Origin of the sequence: Lactobacillus sp. RTP31084st1_F9_RTP31084_210423 (assembly GCF_040919545.1) — a bacterium.
Classification (GTDB): Bacteria; Bacillota; Bacilli; order Lactobacillales; family Lactobacillaceae; genus Lactobacillus; species Lactobacillus paragasseri.
The window spans coordinates 340,179-356,478 of record NZ_JBCOVH010000002.1 but is presented as its reverse complement, the minus strand read 5'-3'; the positions used below and the strand labels follow the sequence as shown (position 1 = coordinate 356,478).

The window sequence follows — 16,300 nt, the reverse complement described above, 5'->3', positions numbered from 1 at the left end:
TTTTCTCTCCTTAATCTTTAATCTGCGCTAGATCTCCAAAAAGTTCTTTTGCTTTATCGATAACTTCCTTTTTAGCTTGAGGATCTACCTGATTTTCATTTGTTTCTTGTTCAGATTTTTCTATTTTTTGAAATTTCTTAGCAAGTAATTCTTCCTTATGACTTGCTACAAAATCATGCCGTACTTTTAGCCATGAAGAATCTGCAACTAAAACAATACTATAATTATGCTTCGTTAACTTGGCAATTTCAGCTTCAAGCTGAGAAATTAAATCTCCATCTTGATTTGCCCGTTCAAACCATAATTCATATTTACATTTTAAAACAATTTGTTCATGACTTGCAGCTACAGGATTCAAAACTTCCATGACGGCTCTTTGAGATACCTTCAAAGTAGACAATAAATCTGGCCAAATATCTTTGACTGTATTTAAGTCCTCTTTCGTCGCATTTTCAAGTACATGGTAGACTTGACGGCGATTATTTTCCTGTGCTGCTTGGTTATTTGCACTAGCTTTTCTTCTCTTAGGTTTTTGATCAGTATTAGCTGTTTGAGCAGCAATTTGTTTAGGACGAGAATTAGTTTCTGTCTTAATAGTCCCAGAAAAGTCAGAGCTACTTCTATTAGTTACTTGAACTGGTCTATTTTTTAGTTCAGCAACTTGTTTACTTAAATTATCAATTTCATTTTTTAACTTTTGAACGACAGTTGAAGAAACTGAATCACCTTGTTCTACTGGTACATTTCCGCCTACCCCTTGCGTGACTTGAACCACAAACACATCAAGTGGAATTTGTTGCTGATTAGTGTAGCGCAAATCATTTAAAGCAGTATTGGCTGCTTGAACTAAATTATAAAATTTTTCTTCTGGGATCTTAGCTAATTCTGCTGCATAATCTTTAGTTAAAAAAGTTGCCTCTTTATTGCTCTTAATAACCAGCATCCCTTTAACAGTTAAGCTAATTAGTTCATCTAAGATATTCTTAGTTGATGCCCCATCTTGAAGTAAATTATGAACTATTTCGAATGCTTCTGACGTTTCGCCCTTAAGTAAGTCTAATAAGACTTGCTCAATCTTTTCTTGAGCAGCATAACCAGTAATTTTTAAGGCATCTTCATACTTAACCTTATCCTGATCATAGGATAAGATTTGATCCAAGATACTTAAACTGTCCCGCATTCCACCATCAGCTACTTGGGCAATTACCTCAAGTGCCTTTTCTTCAAAGGCAATTTTTTCTTGACCAAGAATATAGGTCATGCGAGCAATTAAATCATGTTGATCAATCCGTTTAAAATTATAGCGCTGAGTTCTTGAAATAATAGTTGCTGGGACTTTTTGAAGTTCAGTTGTAGCTAAGATAAATACTACATGCTCAGGTGGCTCTTCTAGTGTCTTAAGTAAGGCATTAAAGGCACCCATCGAAAGCATATGAACTTCGTCGATAATATAAACTTTATATTTCCCCTGTGTGGGAGCATATTTTACCTTATCGCGGATATCACGAATTTCATCAACACCATTGTTTGATGCTGCATCGATTTCGATAATATCATTCATCGTCCCTCGATCTGCCGCAAGACAGTTTTCACACTCATTACATGGCTCACCATCTTGCAAATTAGTACAATTTAAGGCCTTCGCAAAAATCTTTGCACATGATGTTTTACCAGTACCACGTGGTCCCGCAAACAAAAAAGCATGTGATATCTTGCCACGCTTGATTGCATTTTTTAATGTATCAGTAATCGCTGTTTGGCCTACAACCCCATCAAAAGTTCTAGGACGCCATTTACGATATAGCGCTTGATAAGCCATTTTGCACTTCCTTTATCAAAAAAACTCCTAGCTCAAACGAGCTAAGAGCTGTTTATTTTCTCAAAAAAAGGCACATGCCCAAGCAACCTTAGTGCTGCTACCTTCCGGTCCTGACACAATTTGGAGGTCGGACATTGCCCACAAACTATAATACAGTATTTTAACTATTTTTTCCACTATTTATCTTGCTTTTGTTTACGCCTAATTTCGCGGAAAAAATCTTTTAACATTTGCGCTGCTTGATCCTTAAATAAGCCTCCAAAAACTTGAGGGTGGTGATTAAATTTTTCTACTTTGAATAAATCAATTACACTTCCAGCAGCTCCGGCCTTAGGATCAAAAGCGCCATAATAAACTTCAGCTAGCCGTGAATTAATAATTGCACCGCTGCACATCGGACATGGTTCAAGGGTAATAAACAAGCTGCAATCAACTAAACGCCAAGAACCCAGATTTTTGCAGGCCTCTCTAATCGCAATCATTTCTGCATGCTGGGTTGCATCCTCATCAAGCTCGCGTCTGTTGTAGCCTTCGCCAATTACATTTCCATCTTTATCCACAACAATTGCACCAATCGGTACTTCCCCCTGGTCTTCAGCTTTTTTCGCCTGTGCAAAAGCTAGCTGCATGTATTTTTCCTTATCGCTTTTTTCAAACATATATTTTATTCAATATCTTTCCTATAATTCTTATTAATCATTATTATTGTAATCGAAAAAGCCAGTTAAATTAACTGGCTAACGTAAAGAAGTTCATCATCAAACATGTTCATGTATAGCATAAGAAGTGAAAATAAAAAAGATCTTTTGGATCTCTTCTATTAAATTCGACCACGTTTTTTAATCGTATAGCAGTTAACAAAATAGCCAATTGATCCGACAAAATAAAGCATAGCCAAACCAGCTGCTCCAAGGAATCTATTACCATTAACTGATAAATAAATCATTCCACCAAACCCAGCCAAAACAATTAAGACTAAAATAATATTAATCAATAGCTTCATAATGATTCACTTCTTTCAAAGTATTATCTTCTCTACTTTGTATTCGCTTTCATTATAAACCATTATCGTTATCTTTTTAATTATTTTTGCTCATTAAAATGTAATATCCCTTATCCCGAGCTAAAATTTCACAGTTTCCGTATACTTTTGTCATTAGTTTCTTTGCACTTGGGGCTCCTTGTTTTTTCTGAATGACAACTAGCAAAATTCCATTTTCCACTAAGTGCTCTTTAGCTTCAGATAAAATTTGGTCAACTACTTTCTTTCCAGCCCGAATTGGTGGATTAGTAATCACTAGCCCATACTTTTTATCCACTTGTTCATAAATATTTGATTGGTAGATATTAACATTGTTAATTTGATTAAACTTTGCATTTCTTCTAGCTAAATCAAGAGCTCGTTCATTTACGTCGACCATATCAACTTCTTGATCTGGCCAAAATTTAGCTGCAAATAAGCCCATTGGACCATACCCTGTTCCAACGTCTAAAATCCCAGCTTTTGGAAAGGTTAAGTCTTTCATGGTTTTGATTAATACACCAGAGCCATAGTCAATTCTTAGCTTTGAAAATACGCCTGCATCAGTTGTAAATTTCAAATCAATATCGTCAATATGATAATCAACTAAATGTTCATCATGTTTAGCATCCGGATTAGCCGCAAAATACATTTGATTCTTTTTTGTCATAATTATTCTCGCTTCTTCAATTTCTATCTTATAGTTTATCAATTCTACTTTGCTTTTTTCTACAAAGCTTTATAATTAGAATGATTACAGAAAGGAAGAGATAGAATGTTAGTTTCTATTCCTATATTTATTTTAGCAATTATTGTCGGAATTTTCTGTCTATGGATGGGATTCAGAATAAAAGGCAATCAAGCTGTCTTTGGCCGTGTTCTTTCAACTAACAGTCAAACTTGGGCTAGATTTTGGCTGACTGCTGGGTGGGTTATTATTATCATCGCGGGCTGCTATCTTTTATTCATGATCATTTTACATTTTTATTTAACCATGTAAAAAAGCGTAAATTCATCTTTTTTTGAATTTACGCTTTAATTTTTATCTTTTCTTTTTTCGATCCAATCCTTAAACTTGTTCCATTCGCTAGGTGTATGACTATCTTTTAATTCTTGAATTTGTTCTTGTAAATTTTGGTTTTGCTGAGCGAGAAGCTTATTTTGCTGCTCTAGCCGGTCTAATTTATCTAAAATTAAGGTTAATTCTGCATCTTTATCTTTAATACTGACTTTTCCTTCATTTCTCCTCATCAAGTAGGCAGTAAGAGAACTAGTAACAATTCCCATTACTCCTACTCCAATCAAGATCATTGCTAGAATCACTAGTTTTCCCAACAAAGATTGCGGAGAAATTGTATGCCGTGAAATGTCACCATAACCAACCGTACTTGCAGTCGTAATCGCCCACCAAAAGGCTTGATCAAGTGAAACGTGTTCAGTAATTGATATTGCAACTGATCCTAACATTAAAAATGCAATACTAAAGTATATTACGTATAAAATGCCATGAGTGTGCAAAATATCTTTCAGCATCCCCACTAGTCCGGCCAGGCGAATTAAACGCAAAAGTCTAAAATATAGACCAATATCTCCCAATTGCGCAAATTTCATCCAGTTAAAAGCAATTCCGACCGGAATAATTGCCACTAATTCAAAAATATTATTTCTAAAAAAAGCCCGCCTATCTTTAGCAAGATATAGCCTATAAAAATAATCAATTGCTAAAATAATTAAAATAATGTTGTTAAGCCAAAACCACTTACTATTAGTACCATTAATATCAATTATGGCTGCAAAGTCTAGAACGATCAATACAATTGAAACGATAGCTAAAGTAGCCTTAAACCATTTATAAAAATTTTTCTTAAGCATAATTTTATTGTAAACAAAAATGAGGACTCCGTAAAATAGAGTCCTCATTTTTAATAGTGTGTTCAGTTAAGACCTTATTACTTAACAGTAACAGTTGCGCCAACTTCTTCAAGCTTAGCTTTGATGTCGTTAGCTTCGTCTTCAGAAACGCCTTCCTTAACGTTCTTAGGAGCACCATCAACAAGGTCCTTAGAATCCTTAAGGCCAAGACCAGTGATGTCACGAACAACCTTGATAACCTTAACTTTTTCTTGACCAACATCAGTCAATTCAACGTCAAATTCAGTCTTTTCTGCACCTGCGCCTGCAGCACCTGCAGCAGCAACTGGAGCAGCAGCTGAAACACCAAATTCGTCTTCAATAGCCTTTACTAAGTCGTTTAATTCAAGGATTGAAGCACCTTTTAAATCTTCAATAATCTTTTCAGTATCTAAAGCCATTATAAGTTTCCTCCGAAATTAGATATGTGTAAATTTACTATAATTATTCGTCTTTTGAATCAGCGACAGCCTTAACAGCATATGCAAAGTTGCGAACTGGAGCTTGTAATACAGATACAAGCATTGAAAGTAAACCTTCGCGACCTGGAATAGCTGCAAGTTTCTTGATTTCTTCTTGGCTGGCAACCTTACCTTCGAGCATACCACCTTTAATTGATAATGCGTCGATATCATCTTCGTATTTAGAAACAATACGAGCTGGTTCAGTAATGTCATCTGCATCAGCAGTGTAAACAACAGCAGTAGGACCAACAAAAGTATCGTCTAAACCTTCGATACCAGCCTTTTCAGCAGCACGCTTTAAGTAAGTATTCTTGATAACTTTCATCTTAACGTTAGAATCACGTAAATCCTTACGTAAGTTAGTTACTTCTTCAACAGTTAAACCTAAGTAGTCAATTACTAAGATAGCTTTAGCTTCCTTAAGTTCTGCTGCAAAGTCATCAACAAGCTTTTCTTTTTTAGCAATGATTGCTTTACTCAACGAATTCACCTCCAAATTTACTTTAAGATAAATTCTATCAGCCGAAATAAAAACTCCATGCCAAAAAGACATGGAGTTGTAAAACTCTTAGTTTTTCTGGCCTCGGCGGGATATTAAGGCACGTTAGCCACCCGAGTCTTAGGTAGAATTTACTGTACAATATATTACCTTAAATTAGATAAGTCGTCAATAGCTTTTTTTAATTAAACCATTTTTGTCGTATTTTCTCTAACTCCCCTGTCTTTTCTAGATGCTCAAGAGCTTGATTAATCTTATCTTTTAAAATCTTGTCTTTCTTATTTATTCCTACTGAAAACTTTTCGCTCGGATATGGTAGTTTTTCTTTCTTAAATTCTTTTTGATACTTACTATGAGCTAGGTAGTAATTGGCATACACTCCATCAATCAATAAGCCGGTGATTCTACCGGCTTTCAAATCAATGAAGGCATTATTATAAGTATCATATAAAACTGTGCTTTTAACCCGCTTTTTTAGAACATTAGGATAATTATCTAAATCATCTGCTCCAGAAGACCCAGTTTGAACGCCAAGGACTTTTCCCTTCATTTGACGATAATTATCTATCTTATCTTTCTTACGCGTAACTAAAATTTGGTCATTTTCAAGATAAGGTCGTGAAAATGCTACTTTTTTTGCTCGAGCCTTCGTTTTGGTATAACCATTCCAAATAACATCAATTGTTCCATTACGCAATTCGGTTTCTTTCATTGACCAATCGATAGTTTGAAAATCAGGTTTTAAACCAATTTTCTTGCAAACAGCTGTTGCTAAGTCGACATCAAAGCCAACTAACTTACCATTTTTTTGTCTAAAATCCATCGGCACAAAACTATCATCCACACCAATTACTAAGGTTCCACGCTCTTTAATTTTTTGCCAAGAGCTTTCCTGTCTTTGGCAACCCGTTAATCCTATTGAAGCAATTACAATGATCAATAAGCTTAGAAGTCGTATTATTTTTTTCATCATTTTTCTATTGGCTCAACTTTTAAGATTTTATCAGCGACAGCTTTCCCAAATTGATGATCATGCGTAATAACAACCTGCGTCATTCCAGTTTGTTTAAGCTTTAAGAAAATTTCTTTTACTTTTCCTACCAATTCAGGATCTAAAGCTGAAGTTGGTTCATCATAACACAAAATTTCTGGCTTCATTTGCAATGCTCTAGCAATTGCTACACGTTGCTTTTGCCCACCTGACAATTGGTAAGGATACAAATTCTTAAACTTTTCCAAATCTAACTGCTTTAAAACAGGTTCTGCCGCCCTTTCAGCATCTTCTTTACTCATCTTATTCACCATAATTGGTGCCAAAGTAATATTATCCATCACCGAAAGATTAGGAAACAAATTATAATCTTGAAAAACCATCCCTACCAAATGATTATTACGATCAGTTGGATCAAATTCTTTTCCATTGTGGATAAATTTTCCACTATCTGCACTTTCAAGGCCCGCAATTAAACGTAATAATGTTGTCTTACCTGCGCCTGATGGCCCAATGATACTTAGGATATCTCCTTGATCAAGTGAGAGATCTAATTTATCAATAATTTTTCTTGTACCAAAGCTCTTGCTTATCTTCTTAAGCTCTAAAACTTTATTTCCAGACATTGCTCTTCTTCTCCACTACTCGTAATAAAGCTGTTAAAACCGCAGTCATTGCCAAATATACACATCCTACTAAGACAAGTGGAACTAAAGATACATCACGCGCCGTTGCCACATTTCCAGCACGAAGTAAATCGCCTAAGCCAATTACATAAACTAAACTAGAATCCTTGACCAAATTAATTAATTCATTTCCGATTGAAGGAAGAACGATTTTAACAACTTGTGGTCGAACAATTCGATTAATAGTCTGCCAGCGACTTAACCCAAGCACTTGCGCAGCTTCAAATTGTCCAACAGGAACGGCTTGTAAACCCCCACGAAAAATCTCAGCAAAATATGCGGCGTAATTAATAATAAAAGCAACTAAAGCAGCCTCATATCTTGGAAAAACTATTCCGACAGTTGGTAAGCCATAAAAAATAAAAATTAATTGGAGTAAAAGCGGCGTACCACGAATAATCCATACATAGAATTTCAAAATAGCCTTAACCAGTTTTAAATTTGAATGTAAGCCAAAAGCGACTAACAAACCTAATGGAATAGAAACTACAGTCGTCCAAAAAAAGATTTCGATAGTTAACCAAGCACCGGAAAACAATGAAGGTAAAATACTAAAAATATAATTTAGCATTTCCTTCACCTCCTGTTCTAAAAATAGCGTATTGTTTAATTCTAACTAAAATCTAATTGTACTTTCAACCTTAGTACAAAAAAAGACTTCACAAATGTGAAGTCTTTTTGCTTAATTAAGTAACTATTAATTAGTCTAAGTTCAATGGATCCAAGTGGATACCAGGGCCAAAGGTTGCAGAAATGGCAACACTCTTAATGTATTGACCCTTAGCTGATGCAGGACGTGCACGAAGAATAACGTCACGTAATGCATCAAAGTTCTGTGCCAACTTATCAGCGTCAAATGAAGCCTTACCGATTGGTGCGTGGATTAAACCTTGCTTATCAACACGGTATTCAACTTGACCTGCTTTTTGGTTTTCAACAGCTTTAGCAACGTCCATAGTAACAGTACCAGTCTTAGGGTTTGGCATTAAGCCCTTAGGTCCTAAGATACGACCTAAACGACCAACCTTAGCCATCATCATTGGAGTAGCAATAACTACATCAAAGTCTAAGTAACCGTTTTGAACTTTTTCTACTAAATCGTCAGAACCAACTTCGTCAGCACCTGCTTCTTTAGCTTGGTCAGCTTGTGGACCTTCAGCAAAAACAACAACCTTCTTAGATTTACCAGTACCATTTGGAAGTACCAATGCACCTCTAATTTGTTGATCTGCTTGCTTTGGGTCAACGCTTAAGTTATATGCAACTTCGATAGTTGCGTCAAAGTTTGCGTATGAAGTTTCTTTTGCTAACTTCATAGCTTCATCTACTGAATAAAATTTAGTTGAATCAACTTTTTTAGCTGCTTCTAAATATCTCTTTCCATGCTTTGCCATGTAAAAATCCTCCTGAAAATGTGGTCAAACGAGTCTTCTCAAACTCTCCCACCTTGATTCGTTAATTTTTATTAACGATCCGACGTTCCTAAAAACACTAGTCTTCTACAGTGAAGCCCATGCTTCTAGCAGTACCTTCAATCATGCGCATAGCAGCTTCAACATCTGCAGCGTTTAGATCTTTCATCTTGGTTTCGGCAATTTCCTTAACTTGGTCCTTAGTTACCTTAGCAACCTTCTTAGTGTTAGGTTCACCAGAACCCTTGTCAACCTTAGCAGCCTTCTTCAAAAGAACAGCTGCTGGTGGAGTCTTAGTAATGAATTCGAATGAACGATCTTCATATACTGTAATAACTACAGGGATAATCATACCCTTTTGATCAGCAGTACGTGCATTGAAGTCCTTAGTGAAACCAACAATGTTGATTCCAGCTTGACCCAATGCAGGACCAACTGGAGGTGCAGGAGTTGCTGCACCAGCAGGAATTTGCAGTTTAACTACGTTAATAACTTTCTTTGCCACGGTCAATACCTCCTTGATTCCGTGATGCGGTTATAATGGAGAATTTTCCTTCTTCTCCTCCCACAATAATAAAGATACTCTAATATACTACCAGCAATTACTCAAATTGACAATAGTTAATTAGACTTTATTATTCATCAAATTCTTTTACTTGGTTATAGTCAAGTTCAGCATTTGTTTCTCTGCCGAACATATCAATTGAAACATAAAGTTTATCTTTTTCTGGATTAATTTCAGTAATTTTACCGCTCATGCCGCTAAATGCACCATCGATAATAGTTACTGTTTCACCAACTTCATAGTCAGCTTTTTGCTCCTTAGCTGGTTGTCCTTGAGAGTTAAGAATTCTTTCGATTTCTTCATCATATAAAGGAGATGGCTTTGATCCACCACCGTGACTGCCAACAAATCCAGTAACGTTTGGCGTATTTCTAACAACGTACCAACTTTCGTCAGTCATTACCATTTCTACCAAAACGTATCCAGGAAATACCTTTTCATCGACTTCTTGTTTCTTACCACGAACAGTTTCAGTCTTTTGTTCTTCAGGAACAATTACTCGAAAGATATAGTTTTGCATTCCCATTGATTGGGCTCTAGAAAGTAAATCTTTCTTAACTTTTTCTTCGTAGCCAGAATAAGTGTGTAAAACGTACCATTTCTTTTCGCTGGTTTCAACCATTGTCTTTAAACTCCTTAAAATAATACCTTAGTGCAAATAAAAAAACCTCCAAGGGAGGCTTTTTAGCTGTTTCAATTATAACACATATACTGTCACTATAAGAACAATTGCGTTAAGTAGCTAAATAATAAATCTAGCAATCCAAGGTAAGCACCAAACAAAATTGAGCTAATTACTACGACCCCGGTATCACGTCTATTTTGTTTCCAAGTTGGCCATGATACCTTTGCCATAGTTTGATTAACACTCTTAAAAAATTTAAACATCGCTTACCTACCTCGTTTCCTTATGCAAAGTCTGCTTGCCGCAGTGCTTACAAAACTTCTTAAGTTCAAGTCTTTGCGTTCTATTCTTGCTGGCTGCAATTGAATAATTGCGAGAGCCACATTCAGTACATGCAAGAGCTGCTTTCTTTACTGCCATAAAACCACTCCTAAACTGCATTTATCTTAGCAAAAAAACGTTATTTTAGCAATTACTATCTAAAAAGTAAAGTGTAAGATAAATATATATTGTAAAAAATCAATATCTACTTTTAAATAATGATCCCAGATAGTGTAAAATTATACATTATAAGATCTTATTTAACTAAAAATAAAGATATTTTATATAATCATAAAGAATAGTAAGTCTTGATATATCGCATTTTTTATAATTATCTATTTAGATCTACATCTTCTAGTTCTTAATAATTCAAATTAAAAAATATTGCGGAAAAATAACATCCATTGCTTCAACTTACTTTATTTTTATTCACTTTGACTACTCTTATAACCAATATTCAATGACTGGAAGGATCAAAGACAAAAGACAAGTTAATAACTTAGTCTTTTAATTACCTATACTATGCTAGAAAAAAGAAATAATATCAAAAATAAATTCACTTTTTGGGATAGTTTCCCTCAAGTGCAAAAAGATATAATTGAGATTAATCAGATTATCTTAAAACACGTCAATAGCGTTCCTGGTTTATTGGGACAAGCACTAGAAGATACTTTTGCTGTTCCTGGAAAAATGCTCCGCCCTGCTTGTGTAATGCTCTTTGGTGCATTTGGTCCTGACGCTACTCAAAAACATGACGAGCTCCAGAAAATAGCAACTTCTATTGAGACGCTTCATAACGCCACTTTAATTCATGATGACATTATTGATGAATCTAGTATGCGACATGGGCGTCCATCTATTCAAACTAAATACGGCAAACATATCGCCGTTTATGCTGGTGACTATTTATTCGCCCTTTCGTTAACGCTTTTAAGTGAAAATGCTCAAAGTTTACACAGTGTAATTGCTGACGGAAAAACAATGCAAAATATCCTAGTTGGCGAAACTGAACAATATAACAATGCCTATAATATCAATATTTCTGAAAAAGAATATTTAAACCAAATTAAGGGCAAAACTGGCGTTTTATTTGGCTTAGCTTGTTTTATTGGTGCTTATGAAAGTGGAATTAAAGTAACTAAAGCATTAAAAGCTAAACAGTTTGGAGAATACCTAGGGCAGGCTTTTCAACTAAGAGATGATATTTTAGATTACACAACTACAAGCTCTACTTTTAAAAAGCCGGTCTTACTTGACGTTAAAGATGGGATTTATTCAGGTCCTTTAATTTTCGCCTTGCAAAACGATGATAATAATCATTTACATGAATTGGTAAAAATGAGACAAGATCTGACCCAAGATCAATTACATGAAATTGAAAATTTGGTTAATCATCTCGGCGGTGTGGAACGATCACAAAAGTTAGCTGATCAATATACCGAAAAAGCCCTAGCTAGTCTAAAAAAACATTGGCCAGATAATGAGAATCGTGCTTTGATCGAACAATTAACAGGTAGATTATTAAAAAGACAATATTAAAAGAGCGTTAAGAAAAACGCTCTTTTCTTTTCCTCTAACATTCACTTTCGATATAATATTTGGTTGGATAAATACTCTAGAAAGTAGGATAAGAAGTGAACAAAAAACAAAATACTTCACACTTTTTTGCATGGTGGGTCTTTATTGCCTCATGCTTGATTTCATTAGTTGGCTTCGGTCTAATAGTTAATACAATCGGTCTCTTCTTTGAACCAATTAGTAAGAGTTTCCATGTTGGCCGAGCAAGTGTCGCTTTAATGACCACTCTGCAAAATGCAGCGGCAGCTATTACGCTTTTATTTGCTGGTAAAATTATGACCAAGCTTAATTTACGCTGGCTTTTAACATTCTGTTTTGCCACAATTGGTATTGCTATGTTGAGTTTGTCAGTAGCACAAAGTTTAACTCATTTTTACATTGCCTGGATCATTATTGGAATTTGTCAGCCAATTGCCATTACCTTATCAATTCCTGTCTTATTAGGGAATTGGTTTAATGAAAAATTAGGTACAGTTATGGGGATTGCACTTGGCGTTTCTGCCTTCGGTGGTACAATCTTTAATCCAATAATTGGTGATATTATTACTAACTTTGGCTGGCGAGGCGGTTTTATTTGTGAAGGTTTACTAATTCTCGGTATTTTAGTTCCCGCTGCAGTCTTTTTACGAGAAAAACCTAACGAAAAACACCATGCTTATGGCAAAGTTAAAAATATTCCAGAAAAAGTTCTTGAAACTACTGGTATTAGCCTAAAAGCTGCCTTAAAGACCCCAGTCTTCTATGCTCTAGCCTTCGCAATGCTAGCTTTACAATTTGTTTCTGGATCTGTACAGCACATTTCAGGACATATCACTAGTCAAGGATTGCCTTTAACAATTGGTGCATCAGTAGTATCAGGAGTAATGCTGGGAGCTGCTGCTGGTAAAATATCAATTGGTTTCATGCTTGACCGCTTTAATACTCGTGCTACTTTATTCATTTATTCTCTATTCGGTTTGCTTGGATGGAGTGGCGAAATTTTCTTTAAAACTAGTCTTCCACTTATTGCCTCAGCGTTCATTTTAGGTTTAGGCCAAGGTGTTTGCTTAGTTGCTCTTCCTTACCTCATTCGTGAAGAGTTTGGTGCAAAAGATTACAGTACAATTCTTTCTGTAATTAACATGACTGGTGCTTTTGCAATGTCTGCCTCTGTTTACTTAAATGGTCTGTTATTTGATACAACTGGTTCTTACAACTTTGGCTGGGCAATTAACTCCGCAGCTTTTGCCCTTAGTTTTATTGCATTATTCTTGACCCTTAAAAAACAAGCAACCTCTCAAGAATTAGAAGAAAGTATAGATTAAATATATAGATCACTATGCTAACTTTATATTAGTAAAAGCTTACTCATTGACCTACAATAAATGAGTAAGCTTTTTTATTAATGTCGGGGTGAAAAAACATGAACAAACATCCAGAATTTTTACTGAACAAGATTGAAAGTCCAAAAGATCTTAAAAAACTAAATTTAAAAGATCTTGAGAAATTGGCTAGCGAAATTAGAAATTTAATTCTAGAAAAAGACGCTGCTGAAGGTGGTCACCTTGGACCAGACCTTGGAATTGTCGAAGCTACAATTGCTTATCATTATGTTTTTGATGCACCAAAGGACAAGATTATTTGGGACGTTTCTCACCAAACTTATCCACATAAGATGTTAACAGGTCGTGCTTATGCCTGGCTTGATCCAGATAAGTATGAAGATGTAACTCCTTATTCAAATCCCGATGAAAGTCCATATGACTATTACGCAGTAGGTCATACATCTACTTCTGTTGCCTTAGCTACAGGGATGGCTAGAGCACGTGACATGATGTGCAAACATGAAAATATCACTGCCTTAATTGGAGATGGCTCACTAACCGGTGGTTTAGCTTTTGAGGGCTTCAATAATGCAGCTGATGAAAAGCACAACTTAATCATTGTTGTTAATGATAATCAAATGTCTATTGATGACAACGTTGGTGGCGTAGTAACTGCCTTAAAGAAATTACGTGAATCAAACGGTCAAGCTGAAGACAATCCATTCACAGCTATGGGGCTTGACTATAAATATGTTGGTCAAGGAAACGATATCAAATCTATGATCGATGCCTTCAAAGCAGTTAAAGATATTGATCATCCAATCGTTTTACATATTAATACTCTTAAGGGTAAGGGCTATGAACCAGCCGTTGAAAATGAAGCTAGTCACCACTGGGTAATGCCTTTTGATCTTAAGACTGATAAACCTACAGTTCCTGCACCTAAGACGCCAAATGCAAGTACTGTAATTCTCGACTTTTTAAAGAAACACATTGAAAATCAAGAAAATATTCTTGCAATCAATGCTGCTATTCCAGGTGTCTTTGGTTTAGGTGAGATTAAAAAGAATTATCCAAAGAACTACAAGGATGTTGGAATCGCTGAACAAGAATCAGTTGCTTTTGCTGCCGGTGCTGTTAAGGAAGGAATTACGCCAGTTTTATTTGAAAATTCTACTTTCTTGCAACGTGCATATGATCAACTTTCTCACGATGTTGCTGCTAATGACTTACCAGTCGTAATGATTGTTGCTGGTGGCGGAATTACTGCTGCTTCTAAAACTCATTTAGGTATTTTCGACAATACAATGGTTGCAAATTGGCCTAACTGGGAATACTTGGCTCCTACTACCTTGAATGAATTAAAATCAATGCTCGAATGGGCAGTTAAGCAAAGAAAACATCCCATAGCAATTAAGTCACCAGTTAACCCACTTCCTGAAGGCAAAGTAGTTAGTGAAGATTACTCAACTATTCACTATGATGTTAAATCTGGTTCTAAAGTAGCAATTATTGGTTTAGGCGACTTTTATCAATTAGGTGAAAAAGTAGTGGATTTATTAAAGAAAGACAATATCAACGCCACTTTAATTAATCCAAAATCTGCTGCTCACCTTGATACTGATACTTTAGATGACCTACAAAAAGATCACGAATTAGTTGTTACTCTTGAAGATAATAGTATTGATGGTGGTTTTGGTCAAAAAGTCGCAAGCTATTACGGACCAACTAAGATGATGGTTAAGAATTACGGTGCTAAGAAAGAATACACTGATAACGAACCAAAAGGATCTATTTATAAGCGTGATCATTTGATGCCAGAGCAAATTGCCAGTGAAATTTTGGAGATAATTAAATAATTTAGATATTTTTGTCAAAAGGTGTAAATTGTACTTAAGGTTGTACAGTTTACACCTTTTTTATTGAAAAATATTTTATTAAAGAGAAAAGGTATATCTATGAAAATTATCATCGCACCTGATTCATTCAAAGGCTCACTTACTGCAAAAGAAGTCGCTAATTCCATTTATACTGGCCTAAAACGAGCCCTCCCTTCTGCCGAATACATTGAAATTCCAATGGCTGACGGCGGTGAAGGTACAATGCAGGCCTTAGTGGATGCTACAAATGGAAAAATTTTTACTAAATCAGTTACCGGTCCTTTAAATACTTCTGTCACTGCGCATTACGGCATCTTAGGCGACAAAGAAACTGCTGTCATCGAAATGGCCGAAGCAGCAGGTCTGCAATATGTTAATGACCAAACTAAAAATCCACTAACAACTACTACTTACGGTGTTGGAGAATTAATTAAAACAGTTCTAGACACAGGAATTAGAAAAATAATTATTGGTCTAGGAGGAAGCAGTACTAACGATGGCGGTGCTGGAATGGCTCAAGCACTTGGTGTTAAATTACTTAATTTACAGGACCAAGAGCTTCCTCTAGGCGGTGGAAACTTAAATCATCTAGTAAGAATTGATAACTCTAAAATTGATCCTCGGCTAAAAAATACCGAAATCATTTTAGCTAGCGACGTAACCAACCCACTTACGGGTAAAAATGGTGCTTCTTTCGTCTTCGGTCCGCAAAAAGGAGCTACGCCTGAAATGGTAGAAGAATTAGATCAAAATTTACATCATTTCGCTGCTGTTGTACGAAGAGATGTTAAAGAAAATTATGAAAATACTCCTGGTGCCGGAGCTGCTGGTGGTCTTGGCTTTGGTTTACTCACCTTTACAAATGCTACTATCCAGTCTGGCGTTGAAGCCGTACTTGAAATGACCAATTTCAAAGAAAAAACAAAGAATGCAGACTTTATTTTTACTGGTGAAGGAGCAACTGATTTTCAAACCAAGTTTGGTAAAACTCCATATGGTGTTGCTATAGCAGCCAAAGAAGTCGCACCAACTTCCACTGTAATTTGCCTAACTGGTAACATTGGTAAAAAAGTTAACGAGCTTTATGGTCCAATTGATGCAATTTTTGCGACTGAAAGTGGCGCTAAGGATTTGAAACAAGCAATTAAGGATAGTCAACATGATCTTGCTCAGATTAGTGAAAATATTGGCCGGTTGATTAAAAATATTTATCTATAAACAAAA

20 protein-coding genes, 1 other RNA gene and 1 other annotated feature are annotated in these 16,300 nt (G+C 35.6%); of the genes, 5 read left to right on the top strand and 16 right to left on the bottom strand.

The genetic code is table 11. The features are described 5' to 3' along the window. Nucleotides 1-10: 10 nt before the first annotated feature. The 5 genes from dnaX to AB5359_RS07045 form a co-directional block, all read right to left on the bottom strand. On the bottom strand, nt 11-1,819 hold the full coding sequence (gene dnaX, locus AB5359_RS07065) for a DNA polymerase III subunit gamma/tau (protein ID WP_048685664.1): 1,809 nt from the start codon (nt 1,817-1,819) through the stop codon (nt 11-13). A 62-nt stretch (nt 1,820-1,881) separates the two neighbouring features. Further along, nucleotides 1,882-1,962: signal recognition particle sRNA small type (ffs, locus tag AB5359_RS07060), an RNA gene on the bottom strand. A gap of 33 nt (nt 1,963-1,995) precedes the next feature. Beyond that, nucleotides 1,996-2,478 carry a tRNA adenosine(34) deaminase TadA gene (gene tadA, locus AB5359_RS07055; RefSeq protein WP_048685663.1) on the bottom strand — a complete coding sequence of 161 codons (483 nt, stop codon included), beginning with the start codon at nt 2,476-2,478 and terminating at the stop codon, nt 1,996-1,998. 161 nt (nt 2,479-2,639) lie between these two features. Further along, complete coding sequence (locus AB5359_RS07050; protein WP_003647765.1) at nt 2,640-2,822, bottom strand: hypothetical protein; 183 nt, start codon at nt 2,820-2,822, stop codon at nt 2,640-2,642. Between the two features lie 76 nt (nt 2,823-2,898). After that, entirely contained in the window at nt 2,899-3,510 is a 612-nt protein-coding gene (locus AB5359_RS07045) for a class I SAM-dependent methyltransferase (RefSeq protein ID WP_035430034.1), read from the bottom strand. Nucleotides 3,511-3,615: 105 nt separating this feature from the next. Here AB5359_RS07045 and AB5359_RS07040 point away from each other — a divergent pair, with 105 nt between their 5' ends. Further along, entirely contained in the window at nt 3,616-3,840 is a 225-nt protein-coding gene (locus tag AB5359_RS07040; protein WP_003649409.1) for a hypothetical protein, read from the top strand. Between the two features lie 35 nt (nt 3,841-3,875). On the opposite strand, the gene AB5359_RS07035 is transcribed toward AB5359_RS07040, so the two are convergent. From AB5359_RS07035 to rpmG, 11 genes are all read right to left on the bottom strand, one after another. Next, the gene (locus AB5359_RS07035; RefSeq protein WP_048685661.1) at nt 3,876-4,712 is read right to left on the bottom strand and encodes an ion channel; all 837 of its coding nucleotides are present in this window, start codon (nt 4,710-4,712) and stop codon (nt 3,876-3,878) included. Between the two features lie 77 nt (nt 4,713-4,789). After that, nucleotides 4,790-5,152, bottom strand: coding sequence for a 50S ribosomal protein L7/L12 (gene rplL / locus AB5359_RS07030; RefSeq protein ID WP_003647769.1), 363 nt, complete (start codon nt 5,150-5,152; stop codon nt 4,790-4,792). A 43-nt stretch (nt 5,153-5,195) separates the two neighbouring features. Further along, nucleotides 5,196-5,696, bottom strand: coding sequence for a 50S ribosomal protein L10 (rplJ, locus tag AB5359_RS07025; protein WP_003647770.1), 501 nt, complete (start codon nt 5,694-5,696; stop codon nt 5,196-5,198). Nucleotides 5,697-5,733: 37 nt separating this feature from the next. Beyond that, nucleotides 5,734-5,857 (bottom strand) — a sequence feature (ribosomal protein L10 leader region). A 38-nt stretch (nt 5,858-5,895) separates the two neighbouring features. Next, entirely contained in the window at nt 5,896-6,687 is a 792-nt protein-coding gene (locus AB5359_RS07020) for an amino acid ABC transporter substrate-binding protein (RefSeq protein ID WP_048685659.1), read from the bottom strand. Continuing rightward, on the bottom strand, nt 6,684-7,331 hold the full coding sequence (locus tag AB5359_RS07015) for an amino acid ABC transporter ATP-binding protein (protein WP_048685657.1): 648 nt from the start codon (nt 7,329-7,331) through the stop codon (nt 6,684-6,686). The genes AB5359_RS07020 and AB5359_RS07015 overlap by 4 nt, the downstream gene beginning before the upstream one ends. After that, nucleotides 7,318-7,962 (bottom strand): amino acid ABC transporter permease, encoded by a 645-nt coding sequence (locus AB5359_RS07010; protein WP_020807807.1) that lies wholly within the window; start codon nt 7,960-7,962, stop codon nt 7,318-7,320. The genes AB5359_RS07015 and AB5359_RS07010 overlap by 14 nt, the downstream gene beginning before the upstream one ends. A gap of 130 nt (nt 7,963-8,092) precedes the next feature. Further along, nucleotides 8,093-8,785: a 50S ribosomal protein L1 gene (gene rplA / locus AB5359_RS07005; RefSeq protein ID WP_077410139.1), complete on the bottom strand. Its 693-nt coding sequence runs from the start codon at nt 8,783-8,785 to the stop codon at nt 8,093-8,095. 97 nt (nt 8,786-8,882) lie between these two features. Further along, complete coding sequence (rplK, locus tag AB5359_RS07000) at nt 8,883-9,308, bottom strand: 50S ribosomal protein L11 (RefSeq protein WP_003651949.1); 426 nt, start codon at nt 9,306-9,308, stop codon at nt 8,883-8,885. Nucleotides 9,309-9,438: 130 nt separating this feature from the next. Next, a complete protein-coding gene (gene nusG, locus AB5359_RS06995) occupies nt 9,439-9,990 on the bottom strand; it encodes a transcription termination/antitermination protein NusG (RefSeq protein WP_048685652.1) in 552 nt (183 codons plus the stop codon). Nucleotides 9,991-10,085: 95 nt separating this feature from the next. Beyond that, nucleotides 10,086-10,256, bottom strand: coding sequence for a preprotein translocase subunit SecE (gene secE / locus AB5359_RS06990; protein ID WP_003647777.1), 171 nt, complete (start codon nt 10,254-10,256; stop codon nt 10,086-10,088). A 7-nt stretch (nt 10,257-10,263) separates the two neighbouring features. Beyond that, complete coding sequence (gene rpmG / locus AB5359_RS06985; protein WP_035430036.1) at nt 10,264-10,413, bottom strand: 50S ribosomal protein L33; 150 nt, start codon at nt 10,411-10,413, stop codon at nt 10,264-10,266. 423 nt (nt 10,414-10,836) lie between these two features. Between rpmG and AB5359_RS06980 the strand changes: the two genes are divergently transcribed. The 4 genes from AB5359_RS06980 to AB5359_RS06965 all read left to right on the top strand — a co-directional run bounded on the left by AB5359_RS06980 (nt 10,837) and on the right by AB5359_RS06965 (nt 16,294). After that, nucleotides 10,837-11,853, top strand: a complete 1,017-nt coding sequence (locus tag AB5359_RS06980; RefSeq protein WP_048685650.1) for a polyprenyl synthetase family protein — start codon at nt 10,837-10,839, stop codon at nt 11,851-11,853. A gap of 95 nt (nt 11,854-11,948) precedes the next feature. Continuing rightward, a complete protein-coding gene (locus AB5359_RS06975; protein ID WP_048685648.1) occupies nt 11,949-13,196 on the top strand; it encodes an MFS transporter in 1,248 nt (415 codons plus the stop codon). 98 nt (nt 13,197-13,294) lie between these two features. Further along, nucleotides 13,295-15,055: a 1-deoxy-D-xylulose-5-phosphate synthase gene (locus tag AB5359_RS06970; RefSeq protein WP_368279872.1), complete on the top strand. Its 1,761-nt coding sequence runs from the start codon at nt 13,295-13,297 to the stop codon at nt 15,053-15,055. 99 nt (nt 15,056-15,154) lie between these two features. Beyond that, a complete protein-coding gene (locus AB5359_RS06965) occupies nt 15,155-16,294 on the top strand; it encodes a glycerate kinase (protein ID WP_048685644.1) in 1,140 nt (379 codons plus the stop codon). The last annotated feature ends 6 nt before the right edge of the window (nt 16,295-16,300 follow it).

Excerpts from the sequence above, each read along its gene's own strand:
- AB5359_RS07020 (WP_048685659.1), bottom strand. The coding sequence starts at position 6,687 with ATGATGAAAAAAATAATACGACTTCTAAGCTTATTGATCATTGTAATT.
- tadA (WP_048685663.1), bottom strand. The coding sequence starts at position 2,478 with ATGTTTGAAAAAAGCGATAAGGAAAAATACATGCAGCTAGCTTTTGCA.
- AB5359_RS07045 (WP_035430034.1), bottom strand. The coding sequence starts at position 3,510 with ATGACAAAAAAGAATCAAATGTATTTTGCGGCTAATCCGGATGCTAAA.
- AB5359_RS07040 (WP_003649409.1), top strand. The coding sequence starts at position 3,616 with ATGTTAGTTTCTATTCCTATATTTATTTTAGCAATTATTGTCGGAATT.
- AB5359_RS07015 (WP_048685657.1), bottom strand. The coding sequence starts at position 7,331 with ATGTCTGGAAATAAAGTTTTAGAGCTTAAGAAGATAAGCAAGAGCTTT.
- rplL (WP_003647769.1), bottom strand. The coding sequence starts at position 5,152 with ATGGCTTTAGATACTGAAAAGATTATTGAAGATTTAAAAGGTGCTTCA.
- AB5359_RS06980 (WP_048685650.1), top strand. The coding sequence starts at position 10,837 with ATGCTAGAAAAAAGAAATAATATCAAAAATAAATTCACTTTTTGGGAT.
- AB5359_RS07050 (WP_003647765.1), bottom strand. The coding sequence starts at position 2,822 with ATGAAGCTATTGATTAATATTATTTTAGTCTTAATTGTTTTGGCTGGG.
- AB5359_RS06965 (WP_048685644.1), top strand. The coding sequence starts at position 15,155 with ATGAAAATTATCATCGCACCTGATTCATTCAAAGGCTCACTTACTGCA.
- dnaX (WP_048685664.1), bottom strand. The coding sequence starts at position 1,819 with ATGGCTTATCAAGCGCTATATCGTAAATGGCGTCCTAGAACTTTTGAT.
- AB5359_RS07010 (WP_020807807.1), bottom strand. The coding sequence starts at position 7,962 with ATGCTAAATTATATTTTTAGTATTTTACCTTCATTGTTTTCCGGTGCT.
- nusG (WP_048685652.1), bottom strand. The coding sequence starts at position 9,990 with ATGGTTGAAACCAGCGAAAAGAAATGGTACGTTTTACACACTTATTCT.
- secE (WP_003647777.1), bottom strand. The coding sequence starts at position 10,256 with ATGTTTAAATTTTTTAAGAGTGTTAATCAAACTATGGCAAAGGTATCA.
- AB5359_RS06970 (WP_368279872.1), top strand. The coding sequence starts at position 13,295 with ATGAACAAACATCCAGAATTTTTACTGAACAAGATTGAAAGTCCAAAA.
- rpmG (WP_035430036.1), bottom strand. The coding sequence starts at position 10,413 with ATGGCAGTAAAGAAAGCAGCTCTTGCATGTACTGAATGTGGCTCTCGC.
- AB5359_RS07035 (WP_048685661.1), bottom strand. The coding sequence starts at position 4,712 with ATGCTTAAGAAAAATTTTTATAAATGGTTTAAGGCTACTTTAGCTATC.
- rplA (WP_077410139.1), bottom strand. The coding sequence starts at position 8,785 with ATGGCAAAGCATGGAAAGAGATATTTAGAAGCAGCTAAAAAAGTTGAT.